General features: G+C 58.3%; 19 protein-coding genes and 4 pseudogenes. 8 read left to right on the top strand and 15 right to left on the bottom strand.

The window, feature by feature from the left end; genetic code table 11:
* Positions 1 to 15: 15 nt before the first annotated feature.
* The 5 genes and pseudogenes from A3A9_RS40595 to A3A9_RS0135095 all read right to left on the bottom strand — a co-directional run.
* A pseudogene (locus A3A9_RS40595) lies at positions 16 to 474 on the bottom strand (IS630 family transposase); the annotation flags it as partial.
* A 292-nt stretch (positions 475 to 766) separates the two neighbouring features.
* Entirely contained in the window at positions 767 to 1,291 is a 525-nt protein-coding gene (locus A3A9_RS0135080; RefSeq protein ID WP_027033261.1) for a sarcosine oxidase subunit gamma family protein, read from the bottom strand.
* Entirely contained in the window at positions 1,284 to 4,250 is a 2,967-nt protein-coding gene (locus tag A3A9_RS0135085; RefSeq protein ID WP_027033260.1) for a sarcosine oxidase subunit alpha family protein, read from the bottom strand. Before A3A9_RS0135085 ends, A3A9_RS0135080 begins: the two co-directional genes overlap by 8 nt.
* Positions 4,250 to 4,525: a sarcosine oxidase subunit delta gene (locus A3A9_RS0135090; RefSeq protein ID WP_027033259.1), complete on the bottom strand. Its 276-nt coding sequence runs from the start codon at positions 4,523 to 4,525 to the stop codon at positions 4,250 to 4,252. Before A3A9_RS0135090 ends, A3A9_RS0135085 begins: the two co-directional genes overlap by 1 nt.
* A gap of 18 nt (positions 4,526 to 4,543) precedes the next feature.
* Positions 4,544 to 5,794 carry a sarcosine oxidase subunit beta family protein gene (locus A3A9_RS0135095; RefSeq protein WP_027033258.1) on the bottom strand — a complete coding sequence of 417 codons (1,251 nt, stop codon included), beginning with the start codon at positions 5,792 to 5,794 and terminating at the stop codon, positions 4,544 to 4,546.
* 95 nt (positions 5,795 to 5,889) lie between these two features.
* Here A3A9_RS0135095 and A3A9_RS0135100 point away from each other — a divergent pair, with 95 nt between their 5' ends.
* From A3A9_RS0135100 to A3A9_RS0135115, 3 genes and pseudogenes are all read left to right on the top strand, one after another.
* Positions 5,890 to 6,846, top strand: a complete 957-nt coding sequence (locus A3A9_RS0135100) for a GlxA family transcriptional regulator (RefSeq protein ID WP_027033257.1) — start codon at positions 5,890 to 5,892, stop codon at positions 6,844 to 6,846.
* A 45-nt stretch (positions 6,847 to 6,891) separates the two neighbouring features.
* Positions 6,892 to 7,538, top strand: a pseudogene (locus A3A9_RS43525) (IS30 family transposase); the annotation flags it as partial.
* Between the two features lie 742 nt (positions 7,539 to 8,280).
* Positions 8,281 to 9,470 (top strand): IS3 family transposase gene (locus tag A3A9_RS0135115; protein WP_106406554.1). Its coding sequence is split into 2 segments (ribosomal slippage): positions 8,281 to 8,533 and positions 8,533 to 9,470, totalling 1,191 coding nucleotides; the frame shifts between segments, so codons are not numbered across the junction.
* Positions 9,471 to 9,585: 115 nt separating this feature from the next.
* On the opposite strand, the gene A3A9_RS0135120 is transcribed toward A3A9_RS0135115, so the two are convergent.
* From A3A9_RS0135120 to A3A9_RS0135130, 3 genes are all read right to left on the bottom strand, one after another.
* Complete coding sequence (locus A3A9_RS0135120; protein WP_027033253.1) at positions 9,586 to 10,329, bottom strand: amino acid ABC transporter ATP-binding protein; 744 nt, start codon at positions 10,327 to 10,329, stop codon at positions 9,586 to 9,588.
* Positions 10,330 to 10,448: 119 nt separating this feature from the next.
* Positions 10,449 to 11,423 carry an amino acid ABC transporter permease gene (locus tag A3A9_RS0135125; RefSeq protein ID WP_027033252.1) on the bottom strand — a complete coding sequence of 325 codons (975 nt, stop codon included), beginning with the start codon at positions 11,421 to 11,423 and terminating at the stop codon, positions 10,449 to 10,451.
* Between the two features lie 61 nt (positions 11,424 to 11,484).
* Positions 11,485 to 12,318 (bottom strand): ABC transporter substrate-binding protein, encoded by an 834-nt coding sequence (locus A3A9_RS0135130; RefSeq protein WP_027033251.1) that lies wholly within the window; start codon positions 12,316 to 12,318, stop codon positions 11,485 to 11,487.
* Between the two features lie 597 nt (positions 12,319 to 12,915).
* Between A3A9_RS0135130 and A3A9_RS0135135 the strand changes: the two genes are divergently transcribed.
* Positions 12,916 to 14,250: an ISNCY-like element ISMlo5 family transposase gene (locus tag A3A9_RS0135135; RefSeq protein WP_027033250.1), complete on the top strand. Its 1,335-nt coding sequence runs from the start codon at positions 12,916 to 12,918 to the stop codon at positions 14,248 to 14,250.
* 866 nt (positions 14,251 to 15,116) lie between these two features.
* Here A3A9_RS0135135 and A3A9_RS40600 read toward each other — a convergent pair.
* From A3A9_RS40600 to A3A9_RS0135150, 3 genes are all read right to left on the bottom strand, one after another.
* Entirely contained in the window at positions 15,117 to 16,346 is a 1,230-nt protein-coding gene (locus A3A9_RS40600) for a glycine C-acetyltransferase (protein ID WP_051371477.1), read from the bottom strand.
* Between the two features lie 69 nt (positions 16,347 to 16,415).
* A complete protein-coding gene (locus tag A3A9_RS0135145; protein WP_027033249.1) occupies positions 16,416 to 17,375 on the bottom strand; it encodes an aminotransferase class IV in 960 nt (319 codons plus the stop codon).
* 322 nt (positions 17,376 to 17,697) lie between these two features.
* Positions 17,698 to 18,153, bottom strand: coding sequence for an Lrp/AsnC family transcriptional regulator (locus A3A9_RS0135150; RefSeq protein WP_027033248.1), 456 nt, complete (start codon positions 18,151 to 18,153; stop codon positions 17,698 to 17,700).
* A 423-nt stretch (positions 18,154 to 18,576) separates the two neighbouring features.
* Between A3A9_RS0135150 and A3A9_RS43530 the strand changes: the two are divergent.
* Positions 18,577 to 18,794, top strand: a pseudogene (locus A3A9_RS43530) (D-amino acid dehydrogenase); the annotation flags it as partial.
* Between the two features lie 107 nt (positions 18,795 to 18,901).
* Here A3A9_RS43530 and A3A9_RS0135160 read toward each other — a convergent pair.
* Entirely contained in the window at positions 18,902 to 20,059 is a 1,158-nt protein-coding gene (locus A3A9_RS0135160) for a M24 family metallopeptidase (RefSeq protein ID WP_158673669.1), read from the bottom strand.
* Between the two features lie 266 nt (positions 20,060 to 20,325).
* Here A3A9_RS0135160 and A3A9_RS46130 point away from each other — a divergent pair.
* Positions 20,326 to 20,639, top strand: a pseudogene (locus A3A9_RS46130) (glycine C-acetyltransferase); the annotation flags it as partial.
* Between the two features lie 152 nt (positions 20,640 to 20,791).
* Here the strand turns inward: A3A9_RS46130 and A3A9_RS40605 are convergent.
* The 3 genes from A3A9_RS40605 to A3A9_RS0135185 all read right to left on the bottom strand — a co-directional run bounded on the left by A3A9_RS40605 (position 20,792) and on the right by A3A9_RS0135185 (position 24,262).
* A complete protein-coding gene (locus A3A9_RS40605; protein ID WP_080680520.1) occupies positions 20,792 to 22,192 on the bottom strand; it encodes an MmgE/PrpD family protein in 1,401 nt (466 codons plus the stop codon).
* A 201-nt stretch (positions 22,193 to 22,393) separates the two neighbouring features.
* The gene (locus A3A9_RS43540; protein WP_080680393.1) at positions 22,394 to 23,104 is read right to left on the bottom strand and encodes a gamma-glutamyl-gamma-aminobutyrate hydrolase family protein; all 711 of its coding nucleotides are present in this window, start codon (positions 23,102 to 23,104) and stop codon (positions 22,394 to 22,396) included.
* A 21-nt stretch (positions 23,105 to 23,125) separates the two neighbouring features.
* Positions 23,126 to 24,262, bottom strand: a complete 1,137-nt coding sequence (locus tag A3A9_RS0135185; RefSeq protein WP_080680519.1) for a M24 family metallopeptidase — start codon at positions 24,260 to 24,262, stop codon at positions 23,126 to 23,128.
* Positions 24,263 to 24,814: 552 nt separating this feature from the next.
* On the opposite strand from A3A9_RS0135185, the gene A3A9_RS46135 reads away from it, so the two are divergent.
* Together A3A9_RS46135 and A3A9_RS46140 are read left to right on the top strand one after the other, a co-directional pair.
* On the top strand, positions 24,815 to 25,207 hold the full coding sequence (locus tag A3A9_RS46135; protein ID WP_152536278.1) for an IS630 transposase-related protein: 393 nt from the start codon (positions 24,815 to 24,817) through the stop codon (positions 25,205 to 25,207).
* An 84-nt stretch (positions 25,208 to 25,291) separates the two neighbouring features.
* Positions 25,292 to 25,765 carry an IS630 family transposase gene (locus A3A9_RS46140; RefSeq protein ID WP_051371482.1) on the top strand — a complete coding sequence of 158 codons (474 nt, stop codon included), beginning with the start codon at positions 25,292 to 25,294 and terminating at the stop codon, positions 25,763 to 25,765.
* Positions 25,766 to 25,780 lie beyond the last annotated feature (15 nt).

A 25,780-nucleotide genomic window follows, 5' to 3' on the forward strand; every position in this document is an offset into this window, starting at 1 on the left:
TAAAGCGTGTCGCGATTAATTGGCCTCATATCCGGCAGCTTTGAAGAAGTTTCTGCATTCGGCTGGCTGGAACAGATGGCAGATATCGCCGAGAGCCTCGCAGAGGGCATCGAAGCTTCTGGCCGCCTTCTTTCGCAGCCTCGCCTTGAGTTTTGAATAGGCCATCTCGATCGGGTTGAGGTCTGGCGAGTATGGCGGCAGGAACAGGAGCCATGCGCCCCTTTGGCGAACCAGTTGCGCGGCGCGCTCGTTCTTGTGGAAGCCGACATTGTCGAGAATGACGACATCGCCGGGCGACAGTTCGGGAGCGAGCTGAGTTTCGACGTAGCGTTCGAAGATGGCGGCATTCATCGGCGCGTTGACGATCCATGGCGCGACAAGACCGTGGCATCGCAGCCCGGCGATGAAGGTTTGCGTCTGCCATTTGCCGAATGGCGCATGCGTCCTGAAGCGCTCGCCCTTCGGCGCCCAGCCGGTGCGGGCGCAGGTTAATCAGATTGTTCACAAAGCGAGGCGAAACGCGGAAATGACGCGCGGCCTCGCGGTGGCCATGTCCCTCATCGACATACGCAACAACACGCCGACGCAACTCAAGCGGTAGCGGCTTGCTTTAGACGACATACTTGTAGCTTGATCGCAGTTCGCCAAGCATCGCGGTCATCCCCAATTTATGAGTTCACGACCTAATTGAGAACTGCTGACGAAAGCTCGTTGCAGCTTGCTGGTAATTGTATGGTGTTGAGCAGAAAACGTGAGCCGCGGTTATTCAGAAATCGGCGTTAAGATGAGCTATCTCGTCCCACAGACTTTGACCAAAGCCGCGAAGCACAATCAGCTCAAAACGATTCAAAGCGACGCGCGTGATGTGCACGGAAATGTGTCCCATCAGCGTCATCGCGGACTGTCCCACGGCCACGGCGTTAAGATCGATAGCGGTACCTTTTGCCAGCAGCGATTGGACAGCGCGGCCCGCGACTTCAATCCTGATGCGTCCATGGGTCTGGTCGACCGCAAATGCCCGTGTGTCGAGTCTTTCGAAGAGGGCCTGCATATCTGAGCGGGATGTCGGCTCATCCCTGACGACCAGCCATTGGCCGGGGCCGAAGGTGCGGATCCTGTTGGCCTCGCCGCCGAACAGGCCTTGCAGCGTGGCCGTAAGATTCTCTGCGCCGGGCTTGCCGAGTATGTGGATCAGGGTGCCCTCGGGCATCGCCTTCATAGCGAAGGCGTCGGAGCTCCCTACCGGTTTGGTGCTGATCGCCGGACGGTGGATGAGTTCGAAATCAGACATGGAGCTTCTCGTTTGCTGGATCGAAGAAGACCGGATTGCAAAGACGTGCGACGGTAAATTCCTTGCTCAGGCCGTTCCACACCACCACCTCTTCGCCATGCCTGGCATGGCCACTCTTCACCAGCGCCAACCCGATAGTCGAGCCGACGTGGGGTGAAAAGGCACTCGACGAGACATAGCCCTGGTCGTTCTCGAGCGTCTGCGCGGCCCCCTTGGCGAGAATGTGCGAGCCGGTGCGGAATGTGGTCGTTGGATCGAGCGGGACGACGCCGACAAGGCTCGGGCGATCCTGGGCCACCAGTCCCTCGCGGCCGAGCATCGCCTTGCCGATGAAATCCGGCTTGGCTGTCGACACCATCTTTGCGAAACCGAGATCCGAGGGGATCACAGTACCGTTGATCTCGTTATGCGTCACATGGCCCTTCTCGATGCGCAGTACGCTGAGCGCCTCCACGCCATAAGGCTGGATGCCATGTTCCTTGCCTGCCTGGAGAACGCCGTCGGCGACGCTCTCGCAATAGCCGGCCGGCACGGCAAGCTCATAAGCCAGTTCGCCCGAGAACGAGATACGAAACAGGCGGCCATGCAGCCGGCCGCCGAAGAGCGAGACCTCCTTTGCGGCAAGAAAGGGGAAGGCAGTGTCGGAAATATCACCATCGACGATCGCCTGCAGCGTCGCGCGCGCCTTGGGCCCGACCACGGACATCTGTCCCCATTGGTCCGTCACCGAGGCGAGTCGTACGTCGAGCTCCGGCCACAGCCCCTGGGCGCAGAATTCGAGATGCGTCATGACGCCGGCGGCATAGGCCGTGGTCGTGGTCATGAAGAAGCGGTCGTCAGCCAGGCGGCTCGTCGTGCCGTCATCATAGATGAAGCCGTCCTCGCGCAGCATCAGACCATAGCGCGCCTTGCCGACTGGCAGTTTCAGGAAGGCGTTCGAATAGACCCGATTGAGGAACTCCGCCGCATCCTTGCCGCAGACCTCGATCTTGCCGAGCATCGACACATCACAAATCCCGACATTCGTTCGAACGTTCAGGACCTCGCGATCGACGCTCTGTCGCCAGCTGGTTTCACCCGCGCGCGGGAACCAGGATGAGCGATACCAGAGACCGGTCTCGACGAAGACCGCGCCGTGCTTCTTGGCCCAGTCATGCAGAGGCGACTTGCGCACCGGCTGGAAATGATGGCCGTGATGCGGGCCGGTCAGCGCGCCGAAGCTGATCGGCGTATAGAAGGGCCGGAAGGTCGTCGTGCCGACTTCGGCGGGAGAGACGCCACGCGCTTCGGCCAGCAGGCCAATTGCGGTGACATTGGAGAGCTTGCCCTGGTCAGTGGCCATGCCCGATGTCGTGTAGCGCTTGGCAAGTTCGACATCGCCATAGCCTTCCTGCACGGCAAGGCCGAGATCCTTGCGGCCGACATCGTTCTGGAAGTCGACGAAGGCCTTGCCCTTCACGCCACGGATATTCCAGAGCGGGCTGGCCGGCGAAGCAACGATGTCGCCATCGACAGGACCGGCGTCGAATGGTTGGGCGGCGAACCCGAGATCTTGGGCCATGGTAGCGCCGCGCGCAGCGCCCTCTGCAAAGCTTGCCGACAATCCGGTTGTGCCCGTGACTGCGCCTGCGAGCACGAGGCCCCTGGTTTCCGACGGGGCCATGAAGGCGCCATGCACATCCGACCATTGCGGCTTGCCGCCGCGATGGCAGGCAAGGTGAATAATCGGGCTGAAGCCGCCGGACATGGCGAGCGCATCCACAGCAATGGCTTCGGTCGCGCCGTTTGCGGCCGTGACGTTGACGCTGGAGAGCGCTTTGCCGCCCTTGGCATCAGACACGACGGCGCCCTTGAGAAGGCGAGCCTTGCCGGTATACACGAACTGGGATTCGGCGCGGCTGTCGATGATTGCGGTAAGCTGGACACCCGCCGCCTCGAGGTCGCGGGCGAGTGCATATCCGCTGTCATTGGTGGTGAAGATGGCGGTGCGCTGGCCGGGGGCCACGGCAAAGCGGTTGAGATAGCAGCGCATCGCACCCGCGATCATCACACCGGGAATATCGTTGCCGCCGAACACGAGCGGCCGCTCCTCGGTACCGGTGGCGAGAAGCGCCTTTTTGGCGACGATGCGCCACATGCGCTCGACCGGCTTGTTCGGATCGGGGTGGCGCACATGCTTCTGGGCGCGCTCCACAGCGCCAACGACATTGCCGTCATACCAGCCGAAAGCGGTTGTGCGGGTCAGTACGCGTACATTCGGCAGCGTTTCCAGCTCGTCGGCGAGCCGCTTGGCAAATGCCGGCGCGCTTTCCCCGCCGATGGTCGCGGCCTCCGACAGCAACGATCCGCCCGCCAGGCTGTGTTCGTCGAGGATGATGACACGTGCCCCTGCACGGCCGGCGGACAGCGCGGCGGCCAGCCCGGCTGGGCCGGCGCCGATCACCAGCAGGTCGCAATGCGCCCAGCGCTTCTCGTAGCGGTCGGGATCGGCTTCGTAGGTCGCCTTGCCGAGACCGGCGGCGCGGCGGATAAAGGGCTCGTAGAGACCTTCCCAGAGCTTCGCCGGCCACATGAAGGTCTTGTAGTAGAAGCCCGCGGCGAGGAAGGGTGAGAGCAGGCCGTTCAGCGAACCGATATCGAAATCGAGCGAAGGCCAGCGGTTCTGGCTGCGGGCTTCGAGACCGTCGTAAAGGTCCTGCATCGTAGCCCGGGTATTGGCCTCCGTGCGCCCTCCGCTGCCGATGGTCATCAATGCATTCGGTTCCGCCGCGCCCGCGGTTAGGATGCCGCGCGGCCGATGGTATTTAAAGCTGCGGCCCACTAGCTGGCGGCCATTGGCGAGCAAGGCGGAGGCCAGCGTATCGCCGGCATGGCCCGTGACCGACTGGCCGTCGAAGCTGAAGCCGAGGCGTGACTGGCGATCGATCAGGCCACCCTTGGGCAGTCGATAGGAGGTCATCAGAGCGCCTCCGCCGATAGCTTGAGTACCACGTCGCGGGAGCCCGAGATTTCATGCGTTGCCGTATTGCGGCTCACCACCAGCCAGCGCCGGCAGCCGGACGTATGATGCCAATATTCCTCATAGGCGCCGCGCGGATTGTCGCGCAGATAGACATAGTCGATCCACGCCGCCGTGCCGGCATCAGGTGCGGGTCGGGCGAGTGCCGCCCCCTTCACAGTGAACTCTTCTTTCGGTCGAGAGCCGCAATGGGGACACGGGATCAGGCTTGCCATGTTCAGGTACCCTGCAAATTAGTGGAGGTTGGGCTGGGCGCCCTGGCCCTTTTCGTCGAGGATATGGCCGCGCGCGAAACGGTCGAGCCGGAAGGCGCGAGCGGTCTCGTGCGGCGTGCCGCGTGCGATGAGATGCGCAAAGCAGAGGCCCGATGCGGGGGTTGCCTTAAAGCCGCCGTAGCACCAGCCGGCATTGAGGTAGAGATTGTTGATGTGGGTGCGGTCGATGATCGGCGAGCCGTCCATCGACATGTCCATGATTCCGCCCCAGGACCGCAGCACGCGGACGCGGGAAATGCCGGGGATCATCGCCTTACCCGCCTCGGCGACATGCTCGACGGTGGCGAGATTGCCGCGTTGGGCATAGGAATTGTAGCCATCGATGTCTCCGCCGAAGACGAGCCCGCCCTTGTCGGACTGCGAGACGTAGAAATGGCCCGCGCCGAAAGTCACGACGCAATCGATGAAGGGCTTCAGGCCCTCGGAGACGAAGGCCTGCAGCACATGGCTTTCCAGCGGCAGCTTGATATCGGCCATCTCGGCAACGCGCGAGGAATTGCCGGCGGCCGCAAGCGCCAGCTTGCCGCAGCCGATGAAGCCGCGCGTGGTCTCGACGCCGAGGACCTTGCCGTTTTCGCGGCGAATGCCGGTCACTTCGCAATGCTGGATGATGTCGACGCCGCGCATGTCGGCGCCGCGCGCATAGCCCCAGGCCACCGCGTCATGCCGCACAGTACCGCCGCGCCTCTGCAGCAGACCGCCCTGGATCGGGAAGCGTGCATTGTCGAAATCGAGGAATGGCAGCTTGGCGCGCACCGCCTCGCGGTCGAGCAGTTCCGCATCGACGCCATGCAGCAGCATCGCATTGCCGCGCCGCGTATAGGCGTCGCGTTGCGCGTCGGAATGATAGAGATTCAGTACGCCGCGCTGAGAGACCATCGCGTTGAAATTGAAATCCTGCTCCAGTCCTTCCCAGAGTTTCATCGACAATTCGTAGAAGGGGTTGTTGCCCGGCAGCAGGTAGTTGGAGCGGATGATCGTCGTGTTGCGGCCGACGTTTCCGCTGCCGATGTAGCTTTTTTCCAGCACTGCGACATTGGCGACGCCAAATTCCTTAGCGAGATAATAGGCCGTCGATAGGCCATGCCCGCCACCGCCAACGATAATCACGTCGTAGTGGGATTTGGGCTGCGGCGCGCGCCAGGCCGGACCCCAGCCGGTATTGCCGCGAAGGCCGTTGAGAAAAATCGAGAGAGCGGAGTATCGCATCGCTGGCCATGTCCAAGCTGGGGAGTCGGTGCAACCTATGCCCGTCGACAACAATTTAGTTCCAAAAATGGGACGATTAGTTATATAGATCGGACATGACGGTTGAATTGGATCGACAAACTCAGCGGTTTGGTTTTCTCCTGCTACCGAATTTCGCGCTCATGTCCTACGCATCGGCGACCGAACCCTTACGCGCCGCCAATCTGCTCGCGGGCCGCAGCCTTTACACTATCAGGCAGCTTTCGCAGGGTGGCCTGCCTGTGCAGAGCTCCGGCGGCATCGACATTGCCTGCGATGATCTCTCGTCCGCGGGTGCGGAATTTCATACAGTGTTCATCTGTGCGGGCGGCGATCCAAGCAACTGGGCGGAAGCGGACAGGCTGTTCAGGGCGTTGCGGCGGCTGTCTCGTCTCGGCGTCCGTCTCGGCGCGATCTCGAGCGGCGCGTATATCCTGGCCGCCGCCGGTCTGCTCGACAACAGGGACTTCACCATTCATTGGGAGCATGCCCCGATCTTGCGCGAGGCCTATCCGGCTCTAGCGCTTAGGCAAGCCCGCTACGTCATCGACGGCGATCGTATAACCTGTGGCGGCGGCGTGGCTCCGCTCGACATGATGCATGCGCTGATCGCCGAACGCATGGGCGCGCATTTCGCGAGCCGCGTCAGCGACTGGTACCTTCACACTGCGATTGCCGACCCATCCGACCCGCAACGCGGTTCTGCGGCTGAGCGATTTGGCACTCACAATCCGATCCTGCTGGCCGCGCTTGAAAAGATGGAAGCGACGATCGAAAATCCGCTCGATCGCGAAGCAATGGCGCATTTCCTCTCGATCAGCTCCCGCCATCTGGATCGCCTCTTCACCCAGCATCTGAGCGCCGGCTTCTTGCAAACCTACCGCCGGATCCGGCTGGATCACGCGCGGCGGCTGATCGAACAGAGCCCGCTTGCGATCGCCGAAATTGCCTTTGCCACCGGGTTCTCCAGCACCGGACACTTTTCCCAGGCATTCAAGGCCCATTACGGCAGGGCTCCTAGCTCTTTGCGATAAACTCCTCCGAATGCACAGGTCTCCTTCGGAATAGATGCATCGCCTCGCCACGAACTGTCGGCCTGCTTGCGAACGGGGCGCGTGTTGCGGGTCCCCAGGGCACGGGTACGCAGGCGAGGCAAGAGCTTTGTCTCGCCGGAGATCATGATTAGTCAACGCCCCGCCGAAGCGGCCGATCGCGGAGTGCCGGGCCACTGGGAGCGAGACCTCATCCTTGGTCTTGGCAGCTCGGCGATCGGCACGCTGGTTGAGCGTACGACACGCTTCACGATGTTGCCGCATCTTCCGCGGCTTGCGGGGCATGGCGAAGCTCCGCGCATGAAGAATGGCCCTGCTCTCGCGGGACACGGGGCCGAAGCCGTGCGCGACGCGATTACGCGCACCATCATCACCTTGCCCGAAGAGATGCGTCGTTCGCTGACCTGGATCAGGGAGCCGAAATGGCTCAGCACGATCGTCTCAAGATCGACGCGGGTGTCCAAGTCTATTTCTGCGATCCGCAAAGCCCCTGGCAGCGTGGCACCAACGAGAACACCAATGGGCTGCTGCGTCAGTACTTCCCGAAAGGCACCGACCTGAGCGTCCACAGCGCCGACGAGATCGCCGCCGTGGCCGCGGCCCTCAATGCTCGACCGAGAAAAACTTTGGGTTGGAAAACGCCAGCAGAGACGCTTGACGAGTTGCTGTCATGAGTGAACACAATCGGTGTTGCGACGATCGCTTGAATCCGCCCAATACGCCTGCGGGGCCTACTCCGAACTTCTGCATCGTCACGGTATCCAGGCGAGCATGAGACGCTCAAACCGACCGAGGAAATCGCTGTCGGGTGAGATACTGCGCAGATCGCGCCTTGCAAAAGGACATCAGAGCGATGCGCCACGGCACCTTGCAATAGCTCGATGAACATGGAGCTTACGCGCAATGACATTGGAACATGCAGACGGCGATGTGGTCCCCGAGAGCAGCGGCGCTGCGGCGTGCGACGACGGTGTAACGATGCCCGGCCGCGCGGCAACAAATGCATTAGCTCGGGTGAGGTGGATTACGAAGGCCATATCTCCCGCCGTGGAAATACACACATGTGCGTTCACTTCTCTATGAAGGCTGCAGTTGTGAGCCTGACTGGGAAAAGATCGGCTTCAGAGGTACCGCCGTCGCTGTCGCCCCCTAACTCGCTGTGGCATGCGATGCTTCGATCCGCCGAATTCCTTGAGGCGACAGCCATCAGCTATCGTTCGAGCTCTGCAGCACCCATACCGTGCGGATACGTCCCTGCCGGGGCCGAAGCTGGTTCATTCCGTTAAGACGGTTGCGCCACGAATTTACCTGGAACGTGCGAGACATACACCGGAAGGACTTCCCCACGAAGTGACCTGCCACTGAGTTTTTCCTCCACTTGGAGTTAGAGTCCGGCCTCATTTGAAGGACGGACAGATGAAGCGGAAGCGGTTCACGGAAGAACAGATCATTGCGGTTCTGCGCGAGCACGAGGCGGGTGCGAAGGCGGGCGATCTTGCGCGCAAGCACGCGATCAGCGAGGCGACGCTGTATAACTGGAAGGCGAAGTATGGCGGGATGGACGTGTCCGACGCCAAGCGCCTGAAGGCCCTGGAAGACGAGAACGCGAAGCTGAAGAAGCTGCTCGCCGACCAGATGCTGGAGGCGGCGGCGCTGAAGGAGCTCCTGTCAAAAAAATGGTAGGGCCCGCCGCCAGGCGCGAAGCCGTCGCGCATCTGCAGGCCGTCATGGGTCTGTCGGAACGCCGGGCCTGTTCCATCGTCGGCGCCGATCGGAAGATGGTGCGCTACCGGTCCTGCCGGCCGCCGGAGACAGAGCTGCGCGGCAGGCTTCGCGAGCTCGCCAACGAACGCCGCCGCTTGGGCTATCGGCGGCTGTTCATTCTGCTCCGGCGGGAGGGCGAGGCATCAGGGGTCAACCGCATCTACCGGCTCTACCGCGAGGAGGGACTGACGGTGCGCAAGCGCCGGGCACGGCGACGAGCGGTCGGAACGCGGGCACCGATCCTGGTCGAGGCGAGGCCGAATGCCCGCTGGTCGCTGGACTTCGTGCATGATCAGTTCGCCTGCGGCAGGCGGTTCCGGGTGATGAACATAGTTGATGACGTGACCCGGGAGTGCCTGGCCGCGATCCCCGACACCTCGATCTCCGGTCGCCGAGTGGCACGCGAGCTGACCGATCTGATCAGCCTTCGCGGCAAGCCCGACATGATCGTTTCCGACCATGGCACCGAGTTCACCTCGAACGCCATCCTGGCCTGGTCGAAGGATCACCGTGTCGAATGGCATTACATCGCGCCGGGAAAGCCGATGCAGAACGGCTACATCGAGAGCTTCAACGGCCGGATGCGCGATGAGCTCCTGAACGAGAGCCTGTTCTTTGGCCTCGATCACGCCCGCTGCGCCATAACCGAATGGGTGGAGGACTACAACACCGCGAGGCCTCACTCCTCGCTCGGCTACCAGACCCCGGCGGCGTTCGCCGAGGTCCTCACCGCAACCGGCTCCAACGCTGCGCTCGATGTGGGCTTCGCGTCTCCGCCGGTTGCTCAACCCGCGCCCTACGGCGTAACTGAAACGGTCGAGGCTCTAATCGCCGCTGGATGACAGTTCAGGGGCAGGTCAGAAGCAGCACGTGGCCATGTTCGCGGCAATCAGCCAACCGTAGCTAAAAGGCGCCTGCTCAATCAGCTCCGATATGTCCTACCTTAAGAAATACTATCTAATGCGACAAGATCTGGCTAAGGAACAGCCTGGTCCGTTCATGGTGGGGGTTGGTGAAGAAGTCGTTCGGATTGGCCTCCTCAACAATCCGGCCTTTATCCATAAAGATAATCCTATCGGCGACGGCACGTGCAAAGCCCATCTCGTGGGTAACGCAGACCATGGTCATGCCATCGCGTGCCAAGCTCGTCATGGTTTCCAACACTTCCGACACCATCTCAGGATCAAGTGCCGATGTAGGTTCATCGAATAACATGACCGCGGGCTCCATGCACAGCGAGCGGGCAATGGCCACGCGCTGCTGCTGTCCGCCCGAGAGTTGAACCGGGTATTTATTTGCCTGTTCTGGAATTCGCACGCGTTCGAGATATTTTAGCGCAGTCTGTTTAGCTTGGGCTTCGGGTACCCCCTTGATCCACATTGGGCCCGCCATGCAGTTCATCAGCACAGTCATGTGAGGGAACAGATTGAAATGCTGGAATACCATTCCTACGTTCTTGCGAACTTCGGTCACATTCCGCATCTTGTTGTGCAATAGCATCCCATTCACCCTGATCTCGCCCTCCTGATTCGCTTCGAGCCGGTTGAAGCAGCGGATCAAGGTGGACTTGCCCGAGCCGGAGGGACCACAGATGACGATGCGTTCGCCTTTGCGGACGGTAAGGTTGACATCAGTTAATGCTCTGAAGCTGCCGTACCATTTAGAGACGTGCGTCGCTTCGATAATTTTGTCAGCACTCATTGGCACCTGCTTCTGGCCGGATAACGCCTGCGATGATACTGGTATGCGCCGCACATTGCCTGTCGCCATCGAGGAATCGCCTCCATTGAGGCCTATCAAATGATCTATGTCGGTAGCGGTCATCGCACTTTACTCCTTGCGAAGTGGTGCTCAAGCCGTGATTGGAGCACCTCGAGGCAGGCGGACAGGATCCAATAGATCATCGCCGCTGTTATCAGCATCTCCATATGATGAAAGGTCGGCTGGCCGATCGTGCGAGCAAGGAATGTCAACTCCCATACGCCGAGGACCGAGACAAGCGAGCTGTCTTTCAGCATTGCAATGAACGTGTTGCCCATGGGGGGAATGATGACTGGAAGCGCCTGCGGCAGGATTATCTTGCGTATGGTAAGGCCGAAGCCAAAGCCGATCGAACGGGATGCTTCCCATTGGCCGCGGTCAATGCTCTGGATACCCGCGCGGAAGATTTCCGTCATATAAGCTCCTACGCAAAGCGACAGTGCCAATATACCCGAAGGAACTGCATTGATCACGATACCCAGCTGCGGCAGCCCCAGGTAAATCAGGTAAATCTGGATAAGAAGCGGCAGACCGCGGAAAAACGAGGTGTAAAAGCTGGCGAGGGCATAGGCGAAGCCATTGCTTGAAAGCTTTGCAATAGCAGCGATCATCGCGATGATTGATGCGAAAATAAGTGAAACTGCCGAAACATAAATCGTGGTCACCACACCCTGCGTGATCAGGTATGGCAGATGCTCCCAGATGAACGGCATGTTAAGGTTAAATGCGTTGAAGAAGCCGAGAAACAGCAGCAGCAGCTCGGCCCATACAATGCCGATCTGCACCCTCAAGGGGGCAAACCCGATCAGCACGATGTTGACGCAGAACATCACCGCAATGACGAAGGCGATTGCGACACGCCCATAAATGCCGCTCTGCAGCGGGTCGCCGATAACAGGCCGCATAAGGTCGCCGAACGCTGTGCCCGAAAGGTTGAACATCAGAGAAACTGCGAGCACGGCGGCGAAGATCGACGCAACAAACCAAGGTCGATGGACTAGTACCTCGGAATCAACAGTATCTTGGTAAAGCAAGAGAGATCCTCCAACCAGGCGGCTCGGTTTGACCCGAGCCGCACAATGTTCACGAAGCTACTTACTTCGCGACAGAGTGGTCCGATCCATACCACTTCACTGATAGCTTCGACAGTGTCCCGTCATCCCTCATGCTTTTGATCGCGGCAGAGACCTTTTCTACCAGTTCTTTATCGCCCTTCATCATCGGGATTGCCGCAGGCAAGGCAAAGAGCCTATCGATAATCTTGATTGGATAACCTGACTTGATTGCACCTTCCGTGAAGGTTTCGTCTGTAATGACAGCGTCGAGACGGACGCCATCGCCCAGTCGAAGATCATCAAAGGCGATAGTCGAATTGCCATACGTTTTGACCTCGCCAGCTTTGAAATCGTAGGGAACGGGCGCCGCATTGGGGTCATCCGGCGTGTAGGTTTGGTTTGCATAAGCTTCTGCAACAGTTCCACCGTTTACGCCAATCTTCTTGCCCTCAAGATCGGAACCTTTTGTTGCCTTGCTATCCTTGTGGACGACAATCACCGTGCGGTCGTAGAAGTATGGCACAGAGAAATCGAACTTATCCGCGCGAGCCTTGGTAGGTGCCATTTGTCCTGTACCAATGTCCCACCGACCTGCCCAGTTACCGGCCGCAATCAAGTCCCAGCCGGGCGTTACAAATTCAGCGTTTACGCCCAAATACTTCGCAATTCCTTTGGCAACATCGATATCGTAGCCGACTAGTTCGTTCTTTTCGTCCAGGTGAGCAATTAGCCCCCAATCGGCACCCGCAGCAACCCTGAGGGTTTTAGAGGTAAGGATGCGATCCAGAACCTCTCCCGCGTGAGCCGAAGGGCCAAAAGCCACTGACGTGAGAGCGATTAACACCGCTGTTACAGCCATCTTAATCTTTTTCATGCTCGTTCCCCTTGTTAGGTTAGTTTTTTCGATCTCCGGCCGACATTCTACTACTCAGATTTCTGAGCCGGCCTCCTCATGGTACGAGGTCTCAGAATCGTGTGGGTAAACACTAAGCCAATGGCTACCTATGCTGACGAGGTCCCAGGCGAGATGTGAACGCACGGTATCGAGCCGTTCACACATCGCCCCGGAAGTTTTTGTCTCCAGTCCCAACAGGCTTTCGTTGGCCGTCGTCATATGGCCATGAATAGTACATGATGGCATGGGATGTGCGCCAGAATGTGCCCGAGGCCGAAATGGCCATTTCAAAAGGCGCCTTTGTTTGAAATCCGTTGATGTCACTGTTCAAGAACTTGGATAGGCGGTCATTCTCCCGCTTCCACGTTGCAGGCCTTAGATGTCCAAGTCATTTTGCATCCCCAGGAATGGCGGAATGGCAGCCACCTAGTCTAGACTAGGCGCGTCCATAAACGGCAAGCTGCTGATATTATTGAATGAATCCTGATTTTGGGTAGGCAAGGCCCGGCGGGTTCAGATACACTTCGAGATCAAGCCACTGATTCCAAAGCGTTTCTGCCACCGCCGGAGCCGACAATGCGCCAAGAACGCACCGTCCAATCCAGTGTATTTGATCTTTTCGCCGGACACGAGATCGGCTGTGAATTGAAAGCCATGTCGCAATGGCTGGACGGGCATCGCGAGCTTTTGAGCCTGGTGACGCGGGACCTGCGCCGGCACGATCTCAAGGAGACCGGCCGCGAGGGCCTGCCGGCGGAGGCTGTGCTGCGCTGCGCGCTGCTCAAGCAGCACCGCCAACTAAGCTATCAGGAACTGGCCTTTCACTTGGAGGATTCCGCCTCGTTCCGGGCTTTTGCCCGGCTGCCATGGGGGTGGAGCCCAAAGAAATCAGTCCTGCACAAGACGATCAGCGCGATCCAAGCGCCGACCTGGGAAGAAATCAACAAAGTACTGCTGGCAAGCGCCGGGCGAGAGAAGCTGGAAGGCGGCAAGGTCGTGCGCGTGGACAGCACCGTCACCGCCGCACTCGTCCACGAGCCGAGCGACAGCAGCCTGTTATGGGACGCTGTGCGGGTGATGGTGCGGCTGTTGCAGCACGCGGATGCACTGGGCAGCGCCATCCCATGGCACGATCACTGCCGCGCGGCGAAGAAGCGGTCCCGGTCGATCGAATATACCCGCGGCCGCCCGAAACGGGTGAAGCACTACCGCGAGCTGCTCAGGATCACACGCACCACCTTGGGCTATCTCCAGCAGGCGGCTGAGCAGCTGACCCTGGCGGCGTGCCCGGCCGTTGAACTGTGGCAGGCCCAAGTCCGCCATTACCGGCCGCTGATCGAGCGGATCATCGCCCAGACCGAACGGCGGGTCCTGGCAGGCGAACCGGTCCCGGCCGGCGAGAAGCTGGTGAGCCTGTTCGAGCCGCATGCCGATATCATCGTCAAGGGCAGCCGCGACGTCGATTATGGTCACAAGATCAATCTGACGACCGGTCGCAGCGGACTGATCCTCGATCTCGTCATCGAAGCGGGCAACCCAGCCGACAGCGAGCGTCTGCTGCTAATGCTGGAGCGCCACATCGCGTTTTACGGCGAGCCGCCGCGTCAGGCGGCGGCCGACGGCGGCTATGCCAGCCGCCCCAATCTGCGCCAGGCCAAGGCTTGGGGCGTGCGCGATATGGCGTTCCACAAGAAGAGCGCCCTCAGGATCGAAGACATGGTCAGCAGCCGCTGGGTCTATCGCAAGCTGCGCAACTTCCGCGCTGGTATCGAGGCCAGCATCTCCTGCCTGAAGCGCGCCTATGGCTTGGCCCGCTGCACCTGGCGCGGGCTCAACCACTTCAAGGCTTACGTCTGGTCCTCGGTGGTCGCTTACAATCTCGCCCTCTTCACCCGCCTCAGATCGAACTGACCCCAGTCATCGGGCTGCGTTCAGGAGCACGCCGGCGAGCGCCGGCCGATACCCCTATGACCCCATTGCCGCCAGATCGACCCCCGGCCGCAACCTCCATGCCCTTGTACCATCACGCCTCCCCAAAACATCGCTTCAGCAGGCCAAAGACCACTGAAAACTCCGGAAAAACAGCCGTTTATGGACGCGCACTAGACTAGACTAGAGGCTGGATCGATTTTCTCACATGGCGCCCAACAACCTATTGAATTCCGAGTCTCAAAGGCTCAAGCACAGGCTTATGTCTTTGATGTTACCCGCAAGCCATTAATAAGAGGGAGTAGCGGCTGCCGTGGATTCAGATGAACGTGTCGGCAGCAATTCTGAGCTTAGGACGCTTGAGGACCGCCTTCGCGTGCTCCGCCGCTAGACGATGGAGGTTGAGGTGCTCCGCGGCGCCCTTTCAACTTTCAAAGCAGGCCGAAAACAGATATCGTGGCCTGTCTTTTTTGCCGAAGGGCGGTCGCCGATGAAGACCGCGGCCGACGTTCTGGGAGTCTCTCGTTCCAAATTCGCTGAGAGCCTGAGGAGCGTATTAAACTCGCGCGGTGATTGTCATAGGCCGAGGATGCTGAATTCCCGCAGCTTTCGCACATTGATAGAACGGTATGTCCTCCGGCTCGCCCTCGAGGACGGCAACGAAATCTCTCCGATACCTCGCTCAAGATGGCTCCCAGGGCAGTTCCTACTGGCAATATCAACCTGGCTGACTTTCCCCCGGTGAAACAAGGAGCATTCCAGTCAGAGACGCCACCTGCCGATCTGGATAGCGGAACTATGGCTGACAAATCTCATACAGAACATCCATCTAGTCCTGCCAACTCTCCTTAGACAGTGCCGGGATTCTGATCGAGGTGCGGCAGTCTTAGTGGGATGACTCCCAGTTCTTTACCGACCTCCACAAAGCATTCCACCGCGAAATCGACATCCGCCAGAGTATGTGCTGCTGACATCTGAGTGCGGATGCGCGCTTGGCCTTTCGGAACGACAGGAAAGGAGAAGCCTATCACATAGATGCCCCGGAGGAGCATCATTTCGGCCATCTGCTGCGCTACGCTCGCATCGCCCAGCATCACCGGTATTATGGGATGGTCCGCGCCGACCAACGTAAAGCCCGCCTTGGTCATTTCGGACCGAAAACGACGGCCATTATCGTAAAGCTTCTGGCGCAAAACCCCCGCACGATCGACAATGTCGAATACCTTCAGCGAGGCAGCGGCGATCACCGGCGCCAGCGTGTTGGAGAAGAGATAGGGCCGAGAACGCTGGCGCAGCCAATCAATCACTTCTGAATTGCCGGACGTGTAGCCGCCGGAAGCACCGCCGAGCGCCTTGCCGAGCGTGCCCGTGATAATGTCCACCCGACCCTCCACGCCGCAGTATTCGGCAGAGCCGCGCCCATGCTCCCCGACGAGGCCGACGGCGTGGCTATCGTCCACCATGACCATCGCATCGTACCGGTCCGCGAGGTCGCAAACGCCCCTCAGATTTGCGATGATGCCATCCATCGAGAACACGCCATCAGTCGCGATCAACTTGAAGCGCGCACCGTCCGCCTTTTTCAGTTCTTCCTCCAGCGCCTTCATATCGTTGTTGGCGTAACGAAAGCGCCTTGCCTTCGAAAGGCGCGCGCCATCGATGATCGAGGCGTGGTTCAAGGCGTCGGAAATGATAGCGTCCTCCTCACCAAGCAGCGTCTCGAAGAGGCCTCCGTTCGCATCGAAGCAGGAGGAATAAAGGATCGTATCCTCCATGCCGAGAAAGCCGGAGATGCGCGCTTCCAGTTGTTTGTGCTCTTCCTGTGTGCCGCAGATGAAGCGTACCGAGGCCATGCCAAAACCATAACGGTCAAGCGCCTTTTTGGCGGCGTCAGCAATCTCTTCGTTGTCCGCCAGGCCTAGATAGTTGTTCGCACAAAAATTCAGTACACTATTCCCGTTGGCAACCCTGATCTCTCGAGACTGCCGCGAGCTAATCACCCGTTCGGATTTGTAGAGACCGCCGGACTTAAGATCCGCCAGTTCACGTCGAAGATGCGCAAGAAAGGTTTGGGTCATCGATGTATCCGACGTTCAGCCTTGCGCAACTCCCCCGAGATCGGAGCCGTCTGCTTAACGCTCGACTAGTTACGCATATTTAACGGGGGTAGACCAAGCATCATCGGAATGCTTTTGCCAGTAGAGGTCCATCAGCTGCCGGGTCACGACGCCAACTTTACCGCTGCCGATGGATGAACCATCAACGCGCGTCACGGGCATGATCCCCCCTGCGGTGGAGGTGATGAACACCTCATCGGCTTCGCCCAGTTCAAGACGAGGTAGGTCTGCAGCCGTCACCGCAAGTCCCACTTCCCCACACAGGTCGAAAACGGACTGCCGCGTTATTCCTGGAAGCACCCCAAAGGCTGGTGTCTTCAGCTGACGGTTCTTAACGGTGAAGACATTAAAGCCGGGACCTTCCGCAATATTGCCGTTGGTGTCCATTATGAGCGCCGTTTCCGCCCCCACATCGTAAGCATCGTAAAGACCTCTGACCAAGTCAAGCCAGTGGTAATTCTTGATCGTCGGATCCACTGACTTCGGCGGAATTCGGACAGTTTCGCTTACGCCAACGTGGAGACCACGCTCCAACTGTTCTTTGTTGGCAACCGAACCAAACGGCACAGCAAAGGCAATGAACCGATTCTCGGCCTCGCGCGGATCGCGGCTAAATGTCGGCGAACCTCCCCGCGTGCAGATCATCTCAACATAGGCTGATTTATGTCCAGACAGAGCGACGCAGTTTGAAAGAACCCGTTCGACCTCTCGGCGATGATAGGGCAGCTTCATTCGGAGACGATCCATCCCCCTGAAGAAGCGATCAAGATGAAGGTCCAGTCTGAAGAATCGCCCTTCCCAGACGTGCACGGTATCGTAAGTAGCGTCAGAGTGCAGGAAACCCCAGTCAAGGACAGAGATCTTCGCTTCAGACATTGGGAGGTACTGTCCGTCCATGAAGGCGACACCGTGAGGATAACGCCGGGTATCCTTATGGGTAGTTTCGACTTCCGGAACTCCCACCGTCGCGTCTGTCGTGGCAAGTGTCATGTTTTCTTCCTCTAAACGTGGCTACGCCAAGATCTCTGCGCGCGTCTGACCTCATGCCGTCCCAAGGGACCTCATGTACTTTCCACGCGAAACCTTGTTGCTGCTAATGGGTCGCTCTAAGATCCCGTTAGGTCTGGAATGTCTAACGTTCGCGTGACGAACAAGAGGACCGAAGCCGCTAGTTCATACATGCTGGCAAAACGCCAGTGCACCTATTCATTGCATCAAATTATGCGCACGCACGATCAAATCGGCACCGCAAGCGCAATAGGCGCTTCAAAAAACACCGTCTGCTGGCAAAAAAAATCAGCGTAAATAAGCCTTAGACCAAAATGCGAGGTTCGAACTTCACACGGTCGAGCGTGATCATACTTCTAAACTTGCGAACGTTTGGATTAGTATAGAGCTTGGTCTTCACAAACACATCGAACGCTTCTACGTCCTCCACTGTGACGATCAGAACGAAATCTGCCTCGCCCGTTACCATGTAACATTGAGTTACCTCCTTTGCGGCGCGCATGGCGCGCTTGAACTCGTCGACAAGATCTAAGCGTTCCCGGTCTAGTTCCACATTTACAACAACGGTCAGGGATTTCCCAAGCGCTTTCGGATCGACTAGCGCTATATCGGCTATTATCACTCCGTCCGCTCGGAGCTTATTGACGCGCCGCATGCACGAGGCTGCCGAAGAACCTACGAGCTCAGCCAGTTCCGCAAAGGACAATCTATTGTTCTTCTGAAGTGCGGCGATGAGGCGTCGATCGAGATCATCCAACATGTTCGTGCAGCTCCGGCATTATACTCGGCAAACTATCGACAGCGCCGAGGTACCGCAAACTATCTTAACGCATGGTTTTCTACAAAGCACGCGCCACCTTTTGCCAGGCGATGCAATGTAGGTTTCAAGTCGACTGGAATCATGCAACGATGTCAGCGAGTGCTTTCGACAGGGTGGTTGAATACCAGCTGCCGGTTTGGCTACCAACCTTGGAGTTTGGTCAGCTAGGCGTATCGGCGAAATTCTCACCTCGCGCCGCTTCCGAGTGTGGCTGGTCGCCTCGGAGTGAGGATATTGGCCAAGTTAAGGGCGTTGCGGGACACGTCGGCAATAACTGACAGTCGCATTTTGGAGTCTGCTCCTGTTTATGGAGAAGGGTAGTGGTTTTGAATCGGATGCCATGAGGTGACGATCATCGGCCAGCAAAAGGTCCGGCGCTGGAACCCTGCTTTGCCCATGCCGGCGTAGTTTCGTGCGGCTATTGTTCACCCTAGGCCGCCCCTGGTACTCCGCAGAAAGCCATCAAGTGGCTATTCATGGAACATGCACCGATCATCCAGCGGCCCAAGATCGTCCACGCCATGCTCTCCTGGCTGGTGAAGATATTGTTCAACTGCACGTCCGGACGGTATGCCATCAACTTGCCGCTCTCCGGCAAGCAGAGCGCTCAACTTAGACACTCTGCCTCCGTGAAGTCGACCCCGGCGCGGGTCACAGAAGGCACGCCCGTATCGTCAACCAATCGAGGTCAGTAATTCACGAGCAGTTTACGCGACATGTTGCTCAGCGACTTCGCACCAGTCTCAGTGACGCGGACGGTCTCACTGAAGATGTAGCCGTCTTCTTTCTCCCAAATGCCAATAAGGACATGGAAGGTCATGTTAGCTTCGATCACGGTGTGATCGTCGGGATTGAAGCTGAGATCACCACTCCAGTCGATACCCGTGGAGTAACCGCTCCTGGACTCTTTACGCACGCCATAGGGTTCGAATGCTCGCTTAAACGCGTGGGAGACATCGGAGCACTTAACGCCCGGCCGAATTGCGTCGAACTCCGAGAGAAAGCCGTCCAGCGCTGCTCGATGTAGATGTTGTGCGCGAGCGCTTGGCTCACCCAAGAAAATCGTCCTCGACAATGCGCATGCATAACGGTGTCGAAAGGCGCCAATCTCAAAATTTGTCTGACATCCCAACCTGTAGGTGGCATCGGACCACTTGAGATGAGGTGCATTGGCCGGGGAGCCAACGGGCATGGTGAGAGCGCCATAGCAAGGCCCGCCAGGGAATTCTGGAGTTCCTCTAATGAGAGCACTTTGAACTGCGGCAGCCACGTCACACTCGCGCGCGCCCACAGAAATCTCAAGCCGACCGGCTTGCAAGGCCCTGTCGGCAATCTTCCCAGCCTGTTCCATGTAGGCGAGTTCTGCCGGCGATTTTACTCGATGCAGCGTGGCAACCATGCCATCCGCATCAATCGCTTTCGACATGTCAAGATTGTTGGCAAGAGCGGCATAAGATTTCATGCCAAGAATTTTCGCCCCCATTTCAACGCCGAGCCGATTAGATTTGGAACGCTCCCTGATAAGATCGGCTATCGGTTGCCACGGCGTGCGCTCGCTGGAACCAATATATTGCTCGGGATAGCTTAGGACGCGCGACTCCGGCAGGTAGGAGGTCGGTGTCGCGCAAAATGTATCAATCTCGCGCAAGATGAGCCACGGATCTTCTTCGTCTTGAGACACCAGAGCGAGTTGCGGAACGTAATCTGAATACCCCTCATAGCCAGTGAGATAGTTCATATTTGACTCGTTCAGGACGAGCAGCGTGTCAATGCCGCGCTCGGCCATCCGCTGGCGAAGTCGACGTGTGCGTTGGCGATATTCTTCTCGAGTGAATGCGGCGGACATCAATGGTTCTCCTAGTTGTGTCTGATAGCGATTCGCCAAACTGCGCCACCCTGACATGCGTGGCGGCAGGGTCATTGCCGGGCGCCGACCGGATCGAGGTTGTCAGCGCGAATAGGCGCCGCGTGGTCGTGGACCACGATGTCCAGTTGAAGCGCTGCTTGGGATCATGTGCCAATTGGATGCGCTGCGGTGAATCCGTTTTCCGATGGGAACAAGGCGGGCGAATCGAGGTCGCCTCGGGCGATAGCGCCTAACACTCTTAGGCTGCCGAGAACGGCCAGTTGGCCGAACCGGCAAAAGGCTCTCAACCGTTACAGCTATGGTATTTGCGTCGGTCCGCTTCACATGCGGCACATAGGTCGCGCATAAGCAGCTCGAGGCGCGCTCGTCGTTCCTTCGTGTGGGAGACACGATCCTCTACTCCTCTTGCTTCGACGCGAACGGCAGCCTATTCGAAGCGATTTTCATCTCCGACTCGCTCAACTGTGCCGCGATCATAGACAGCGTGCGCATCTCTAAGGCCAAGGGCTTTCGCTATGCCAATAACGACATGGGCCGCTGCAAGTTGAACTGCAGAAAGCCAAGGAGCGGAGTTGCAGGAAGCGAGGCGAAGCCGTCCGACATCCCCAATCGGGAAGTTCGGAATCCTTCAGGCATGTGAAGGCCCAAGGAGCGGCTGGTGGAAATGGACCGTCAATCCAACACGCCAAGGTTCGGCTCGCCGACGACCTCTCAAGTTCTGTAGCCGGCTGTCCTTTCCAGCATCAATAGGTCGCTCGGATCGCCACGGCTCCCCCGCGCCGTCGGATAGGCATGTTGCCTGGGAGCGGCCAGGGATGAAACGAGATATGACAGTCCCCCCTCCTCGAAATTCAATGCTGCGGCAACAAGGTCCTCCTGCCATTCGCGCCCGAGATTTTCGGTGATGTTCATGAACTTGTGAATGACTTGCTCTCTCGACATCGGATTTGCCACATCTCCAAGCGGATGCAGTACAAGCATTTCTTGAACCCCATCACCCTGATCGAGGAAGACCCTAGCCGGTGTACCAAAAGGAAATGCCGTGGCGAATTCCGGCGACGGGACGAGTTCGATGAGGTTAGCAATTTCGAGAACCCTCTCGTCAGTGAGTCTCTCTAAGGCGACCGGTTGAAGTTCCTCAGCGCCGTAAAGAGAAGCGAGCGCGCAATTGAAATAGAAGCTGTACTGAGCCCCCTCTAGGTTGGTTGGGGCGCGCTCGTTTGCCAAGCGCATTGCTTGGGGAAACGTGTTGATTCGAAGCGTCTTGATCTCAGTTCCACGTCTACGCATCGAGATGATAGCGTCAACGGCTGCATGCATGTATCGGCAACACGCGTAAGGTTTCAGATAGCAATTTTGCGCCTCCCAAGACGATCCCAGACCGCCCAAAAGAACGTTGCGATCAAAACGAACCTCGTCGTTGAAGAGGTCGAGCGGGCCGGTCGCTCCCTCTCGAGCCCGATAAGCAGCAGTAATACCTGCCACGACGGCAGGAGGAATACCTTCTTTGATCGTGCTGCCTTCGAACTTTGGAGACGGGGCCGTGAAGACGATTGGGCCTTCGCCGCCCGCGATACCAAGCGCATGAGCGGTCTCGTTAGCGGTTAACTTGAGCAGGCGGGCTGCAGCGGCTGCAGCGCCATAGTTTACCCATCGCCCACTAGCATAGGTATCCACCGATTCCGCGGGGCGGGAACTTGCGACGCGCAAAGCGATCTCGTAACCGAGCGCAATTGCTTCCGATACTTCCGATGATGATCCACCAACGGCTTCGGCGACTGCCAGAGCAGCAGGTATAACGCCGGCGCCAGCGTGACCCGCAGCGCCGCGGTGACCGTCATCGATATCAAGCGCGCTGGCGGCAGCGCTGTTGGCCATGGCAGCGCCTACAACACTTGATGTCCGATTAGTCAGCCAAATCCTCACAGACCCTTCACCATATGCATTAAGGGCGGATGCTCTGGCAGCCCTCGCAAGCGGCGAATGTAAGCCCGCTCCTGCAGCACCGATCAGATCGAGCATCAGGGTGGAGATCGTCTGCGTGGTTGGCACAGGCAAACTTTTCGGCGGAAAGGTAGCCACGAAGTCGGCGAGTTTTAAAAGGGGCTGCACGATGTGCTCCAATATTCATGATAAGCCGCCTTAGCAGTCGTAAGAAAAAGTATCTTGCGCTCAACCCATAGTCATTACTCGCGCGGCTATTGATGTGAGTGAGCGGGTTGCCATCCTAAAGGAAGCTGAGCGTTTTGCAACATGCGTCTACCTGCCGCTATAGTGAAACGACGATACTGCTGCTCTTTGGCCTTATGGATTTTACTTGACCCCGCAAGCTTTGGCGAAGTTCTGAATCAGTGACCGGCACGCAGGCTCGCTCTCGAACATCGCCTCGGGATGCCACTGCACACCGATGACAAAGGGCCGATCCGGCGCCTCGATTGCCTCGACGATACCGTCGTCGGCTCGTGCCGAAACGACGAAACCAGGTGCCAGCCTGTCAATAGCCTGGTGATGCGAGCTGTTGACCCGGAATGACAAATTTGGGCTTTCGACAAGTCGCGAGAGGTATGTATTTGGCTCAATGTTAATCCCATGGACTGTCTGTTCAAGCGGGGTCCCATCACGATGGTCGCCGACTTCAGGGAGAGCGTCCCGAGTATGGGGATAGATAGTTCCTCCCGCGACAACATTCAGTATCTGCATGCCACGGCAAATACCGAGTACCGGCACCGGCCGTTCAAACGCTGCCCGGGCGAGAGCGAACTCGAATCGATCACGCTCGGGGATCATTCGCTGTACAGTTGGGTGTGGATCCGCACCGTAGAACTCGGTTGGAAAGTCCCCACCGCCGGTCAGAACTATTCCCGACAATGTGTCGAGCAACTGCCCAACATCGCCTTCACTAACATAAGGCAGGATGATTGGAAGCGCTCCGGATTGCTCGATCGCACGAACATAATTTTCTAAACAGAAGTAACCCTTCTTATCGACTTCAAAGTTGCTGACAATTCCAACAAGTGGTCGCATTTTGTTCCCCAGGGTAAGCCGTCAGGCACTCTCAAAAAGTCTACGGTCCAAGCCCGTCAGGCGTTCAGGCCCATCTTCCGTTACCAGAACAGTCTCGCTGAATCCCATGCCGCCGGCGATCGCCACCATATGGAACACCATTCCGGGCTGCAGCACCCATTTCACATCCGGCAGGAACTCTCGGATCAATTCGGCGGTGGAGGGCCGTTGATTGAGCCCCAGCGAATAGCCAGTACGGTTGGTGTAGGTCTGGCGAAGACCCGCCACTAAGATCGGTTCGCGGCAAGCTTGATCGACTACGCTGGCCGGTATGCCCGGGCGCATCAGCGCGATAGCCTCGTCTTGAATGCCGATGATTTTCTCCGCTACACGGCGCTGCTGCGCAGTCGCCGGGCCAACGACCGCGGTACGCATCAAGCGCGCCCAGTATCCTTTGTGAATTCCGTTGAGCTCAAAATAAACAGGATCGCCGCGTTCCAAGCGTCGGTCAGTGGACCACCCGTGTATGAGATTTGTTCGGTCACCAGAGGTGATTTGACAGCCGTCTGGCACCTGTGTGCAAGCGCGTGTCAATTCGCTATAGACTGCGACAGCCAACTCTCGCTCCGACACGCCGCCCTTGATCGCATCAAGACCCACTCGCATCCCCGCGTCAACGCTCCGAGCAGCGCCACGTAGATAATCTATTTCCCGCTGTGACTTGATCAGGCGGAGGTGATCGACAATCAGCGGTTCTGCGACTAAGTTTGCATGAGGCAGCACCGTTTGAAGCATTTTCCAACGTTCTGCGGTCAAGAACCACGAGTGGTCATCTAGACCAATCCGTCCGCCTGCCAAACCTAGGCCATGTAGGGCCTTGTGTGCTGCATCGAGAGAAACACGGAGCGGATCGATAGCAGCATCTGGATATACCACGTAGTCTTTTACCCACGATGTGTTTTGTGCTGCCGGAACTTCCATGTCGCGAATGACAAGCACCGGGTTTCCGCGGCTGGGAACAACTAAGGCAAGATAGGAGACGTACATAACGTCATCCAAACCGGTAAGATAGTTGATGTTTTCTGGTTGGTGCAGCAAGAGGACAGGAAGATGGTATTTCGCCATTTCCTCCTGGGTACGGTGCAACCGTGCACGATACTCCTCGAGTGGGAAATCCATCCTGCTATTCGCCGCCTCAGTCACTGTTCTCAGCTCCGTTGAAAGTTAGTGCCAGTTTGTGGTTCCGGGACCGATGGTTCAGCCAACCCTCATATGTTAATATCGAAACAAGACGCGTTTCCGTCAAAACTTAGTGCTTGTTGAAATTCGGTTGCAGAAGTTGGCCCAATTTGAAATCGGCGCTCAACGTACGAGGTTTCGCTGGTGAAGATCGCTCACACGCACATGCCCAAGCTATGGAGTTTTGACGGCCCGACAGCGATCTTCTGTCACGACTGCAGCCGAGTATCCCGGCGACCCCGACAAACAGCGCTACTTTGTCGGAAGAGTTTTTAAGTCCTCCTAGTCTAATAGCCGCTTCGTACGCCCTCGGGTGAAGGGCACGCGGCGTCAGCCGTATAAAGTCGAGCCCAGCCAGAAGCGCGCCCGCCGTGCATTTCTGCAATCTCGAACATTGCCTCCGTCCGCCGCCTAAAGCGTGTCGCGATTTAAGGGATTCAGGATTCCCCTTGATTTGAGATCGTGATTCATTGCGGTTGAAAGGAGACCGCGATGGGCAAGCCGCTACCGCTTGAGTTGCGTCGTCGTGTTGTTGCGTATGTCGATGAGGGACATGGTCACCGTGAGGCTGCGCGCCATTTCCGCGTTTCGCCTCGCTTTGTGAACAATCTGATCAACCTGCGCAGGCAGACCGGTTCGCTTGAAGCGCGCCGGCAGGGCCATGTGGGCGGCGGGAAGCTTGAGCCGCATGCCGAGTTTGTCCGCTTGCGGTTGGCCGAGGCCGGCGAACTGACGCTGGATGAGCTTTGCGTCGAACTGGAAGTGCGCGGGGTGAGCGTGCACCGCTCCAATGTCGGGCGCCTGCTCAATCGCCTGGGGCTCAGTCATAAAAAAAACTCTGCAGGCCAGCGAGCAGCAGCGAGCCGACGTGCGCCAGGCGCGTGAGCTGTGGATCGGACGGCGAAAGCGCTTCTTCAACAAGGCTTTGGCGCGGCTGATCTTCATTGATGAGACGTCGACCACACCAAGCTGACCAAACGCACCGGCTGGGCGCCGAAGGGCGAGCGCTTCAGGACGCATGCGCCATTCGGCAAATGGCAGACGCAGACCTTCATCGCCGGGCTGCGATGCCACGGTCTTGTCGCGCCATGGATCGTCAACGCGCCGATGAATGCCGCCATCTTCGAACGCTACGTCGAAACTCAGCTCGCTCCCGAACTGTCGCCCGGCGATGTCGTCATTCTCGACAATGTCGGCTTCCACAAGAACGAGCGCGCCGCGCAACTGGTTCGCCAAAGGGGCGCATGGCTCCTGTTCCTGCCGCCATACTCGCCAGACCTCAACCCGATCGAGATGGCCTATTCAAAACTCAAGGCGAGGCTGCGAAAGAAGGCGGCCAGAAGCTTCGATGCCCTCTGCGAGGCTCTCGGCGATATCTGCCATCTGTTCCAGCCAGCCGAATGCAGAAACTTCTTCAAAGCTGCCGGATATGAGGCCAATTAATCGCGACACGCTTTA

Source organism: Mesorhizobium loti CJ3sym, assembly GCF_000472785.1.
GTDB lineage: Bacteria > Pseudomonadota > Alphaproteobacteria > Rhizobiales > Rhizobiaceae > Mesorhizobium > Mesorhizobium loti_E.

Excerpts from the sequence above, each read along its gene's own strand:
- A3A9_RS0135080 (WP_027033261.1), bottom strand. The coding sequence starts at position 1,291 with ATGTCTGATTTCGAACTCATCCACCGTCCGGCGATCAGCACCAAACCG.
- A3A9_RS0135085 (WP_027033260.1), bottom strand. The coding sequence starts at position 4,250 with ATGACCTCCTATCGACTGCCCAAGGGTGGCCTGATCGATCGCCAGTCA.
- A3A9_RS0135090 (WP_027033259.1), bottom strand. The coding sequence starts at position 4,525 with ATGGCAAGCCTGATCCCGTGTCCCCATTGCGGCTCTCGACCGAAAGAA.
- A3A9_RS0135095 (WP_027033258.1), bottom strand. The coding sequence starts at position 5,794 with ATGCGATACTCCGCTCTCTCGATTTTTCTCAACGGCCTTCGCGGCAAT.
- A3A9_RS0135100 (WP_027033257.1), top strand. The coding sequence starts at position 5,890 with ATGACGGTTGAATTGGATCGACAAACTCAGCGGTTTGGTTTTCTCCTG.
- A3A9_RS0135120 (WP_027033253.1), bottom strand. The coding sequence starts at position 10,329 with ATGAGTGCTGACAAAATTATCGAAGCGACGCACGTCTCTAAATGGTAC.
- A3A9_RS0135130 (WP_027033251.1), bottom strand. The coding sequence starts at position 12,318 with ATGAAAAAGATTAAGATGGCTGTAACAGCGGTGTTAATCGCTCTCACG.
- A3A9_RS0135135 (WP_027033250.1), top strand. The coding sequence starts at position 12,916 with ATGCGCCAAGAACGCACCGTCCAATCCAGTGTATTTGATCTTTTCGCC.
- A3A9_RS40600 (WP_051371477.1), bottom strand. The coding sequence starts at position 16,346 with ATGACCCAAACCTTTCTTGCGCATCTTCGACGTGAACTGGCGGATCTT.
- A3A9_RS0135145 (WP_027033249.1), bottom strand. The coding sequence starts at position 17,375 with ATGACACTTGCCACGACAGACGCGACGGTGGGAGTTCCGGAAGTCGAA.
- A3A9_RS0135150 (WP_027033248.1), bottom strand. The coding sequence starts at position 18,153 with ATGTTGGATGATCTCGATCGACGCCTCATCGCCGCACTTCAGAAGAAC.
- A3A9_RS0135160 (WP_158673669.1), bottom strand. The coding sequence starts at position 20,059 with ATGTCCGCCGCATTCACTCGAGAAGAATATCGCCAACGCACACGTCGA.
- A3A9_RS43540 (WP_080680393.1), bottom strand. The coding sequence starts at position 23,104 with ATGCGACCACTTGTTGGAATTGTCAGCAACTTTGAAGTCGATAAGAAG.
- A3A9_RS0135185 (WP_080680519.1), bottom strand. The coding sequence starts at position 24,262 with ATGGATTTCCCACTCGAGGAGTATCGTGCACGGTTGCACCGTACCCAG.
- A3A9_RS46135 (WP_152536278.1), top strand. The coding sequence starts at position 24,815 with ATGGGCAAGCCGCTACCGCTTGAGTTGCGTCGTCGTGTTGTTGCGTAT.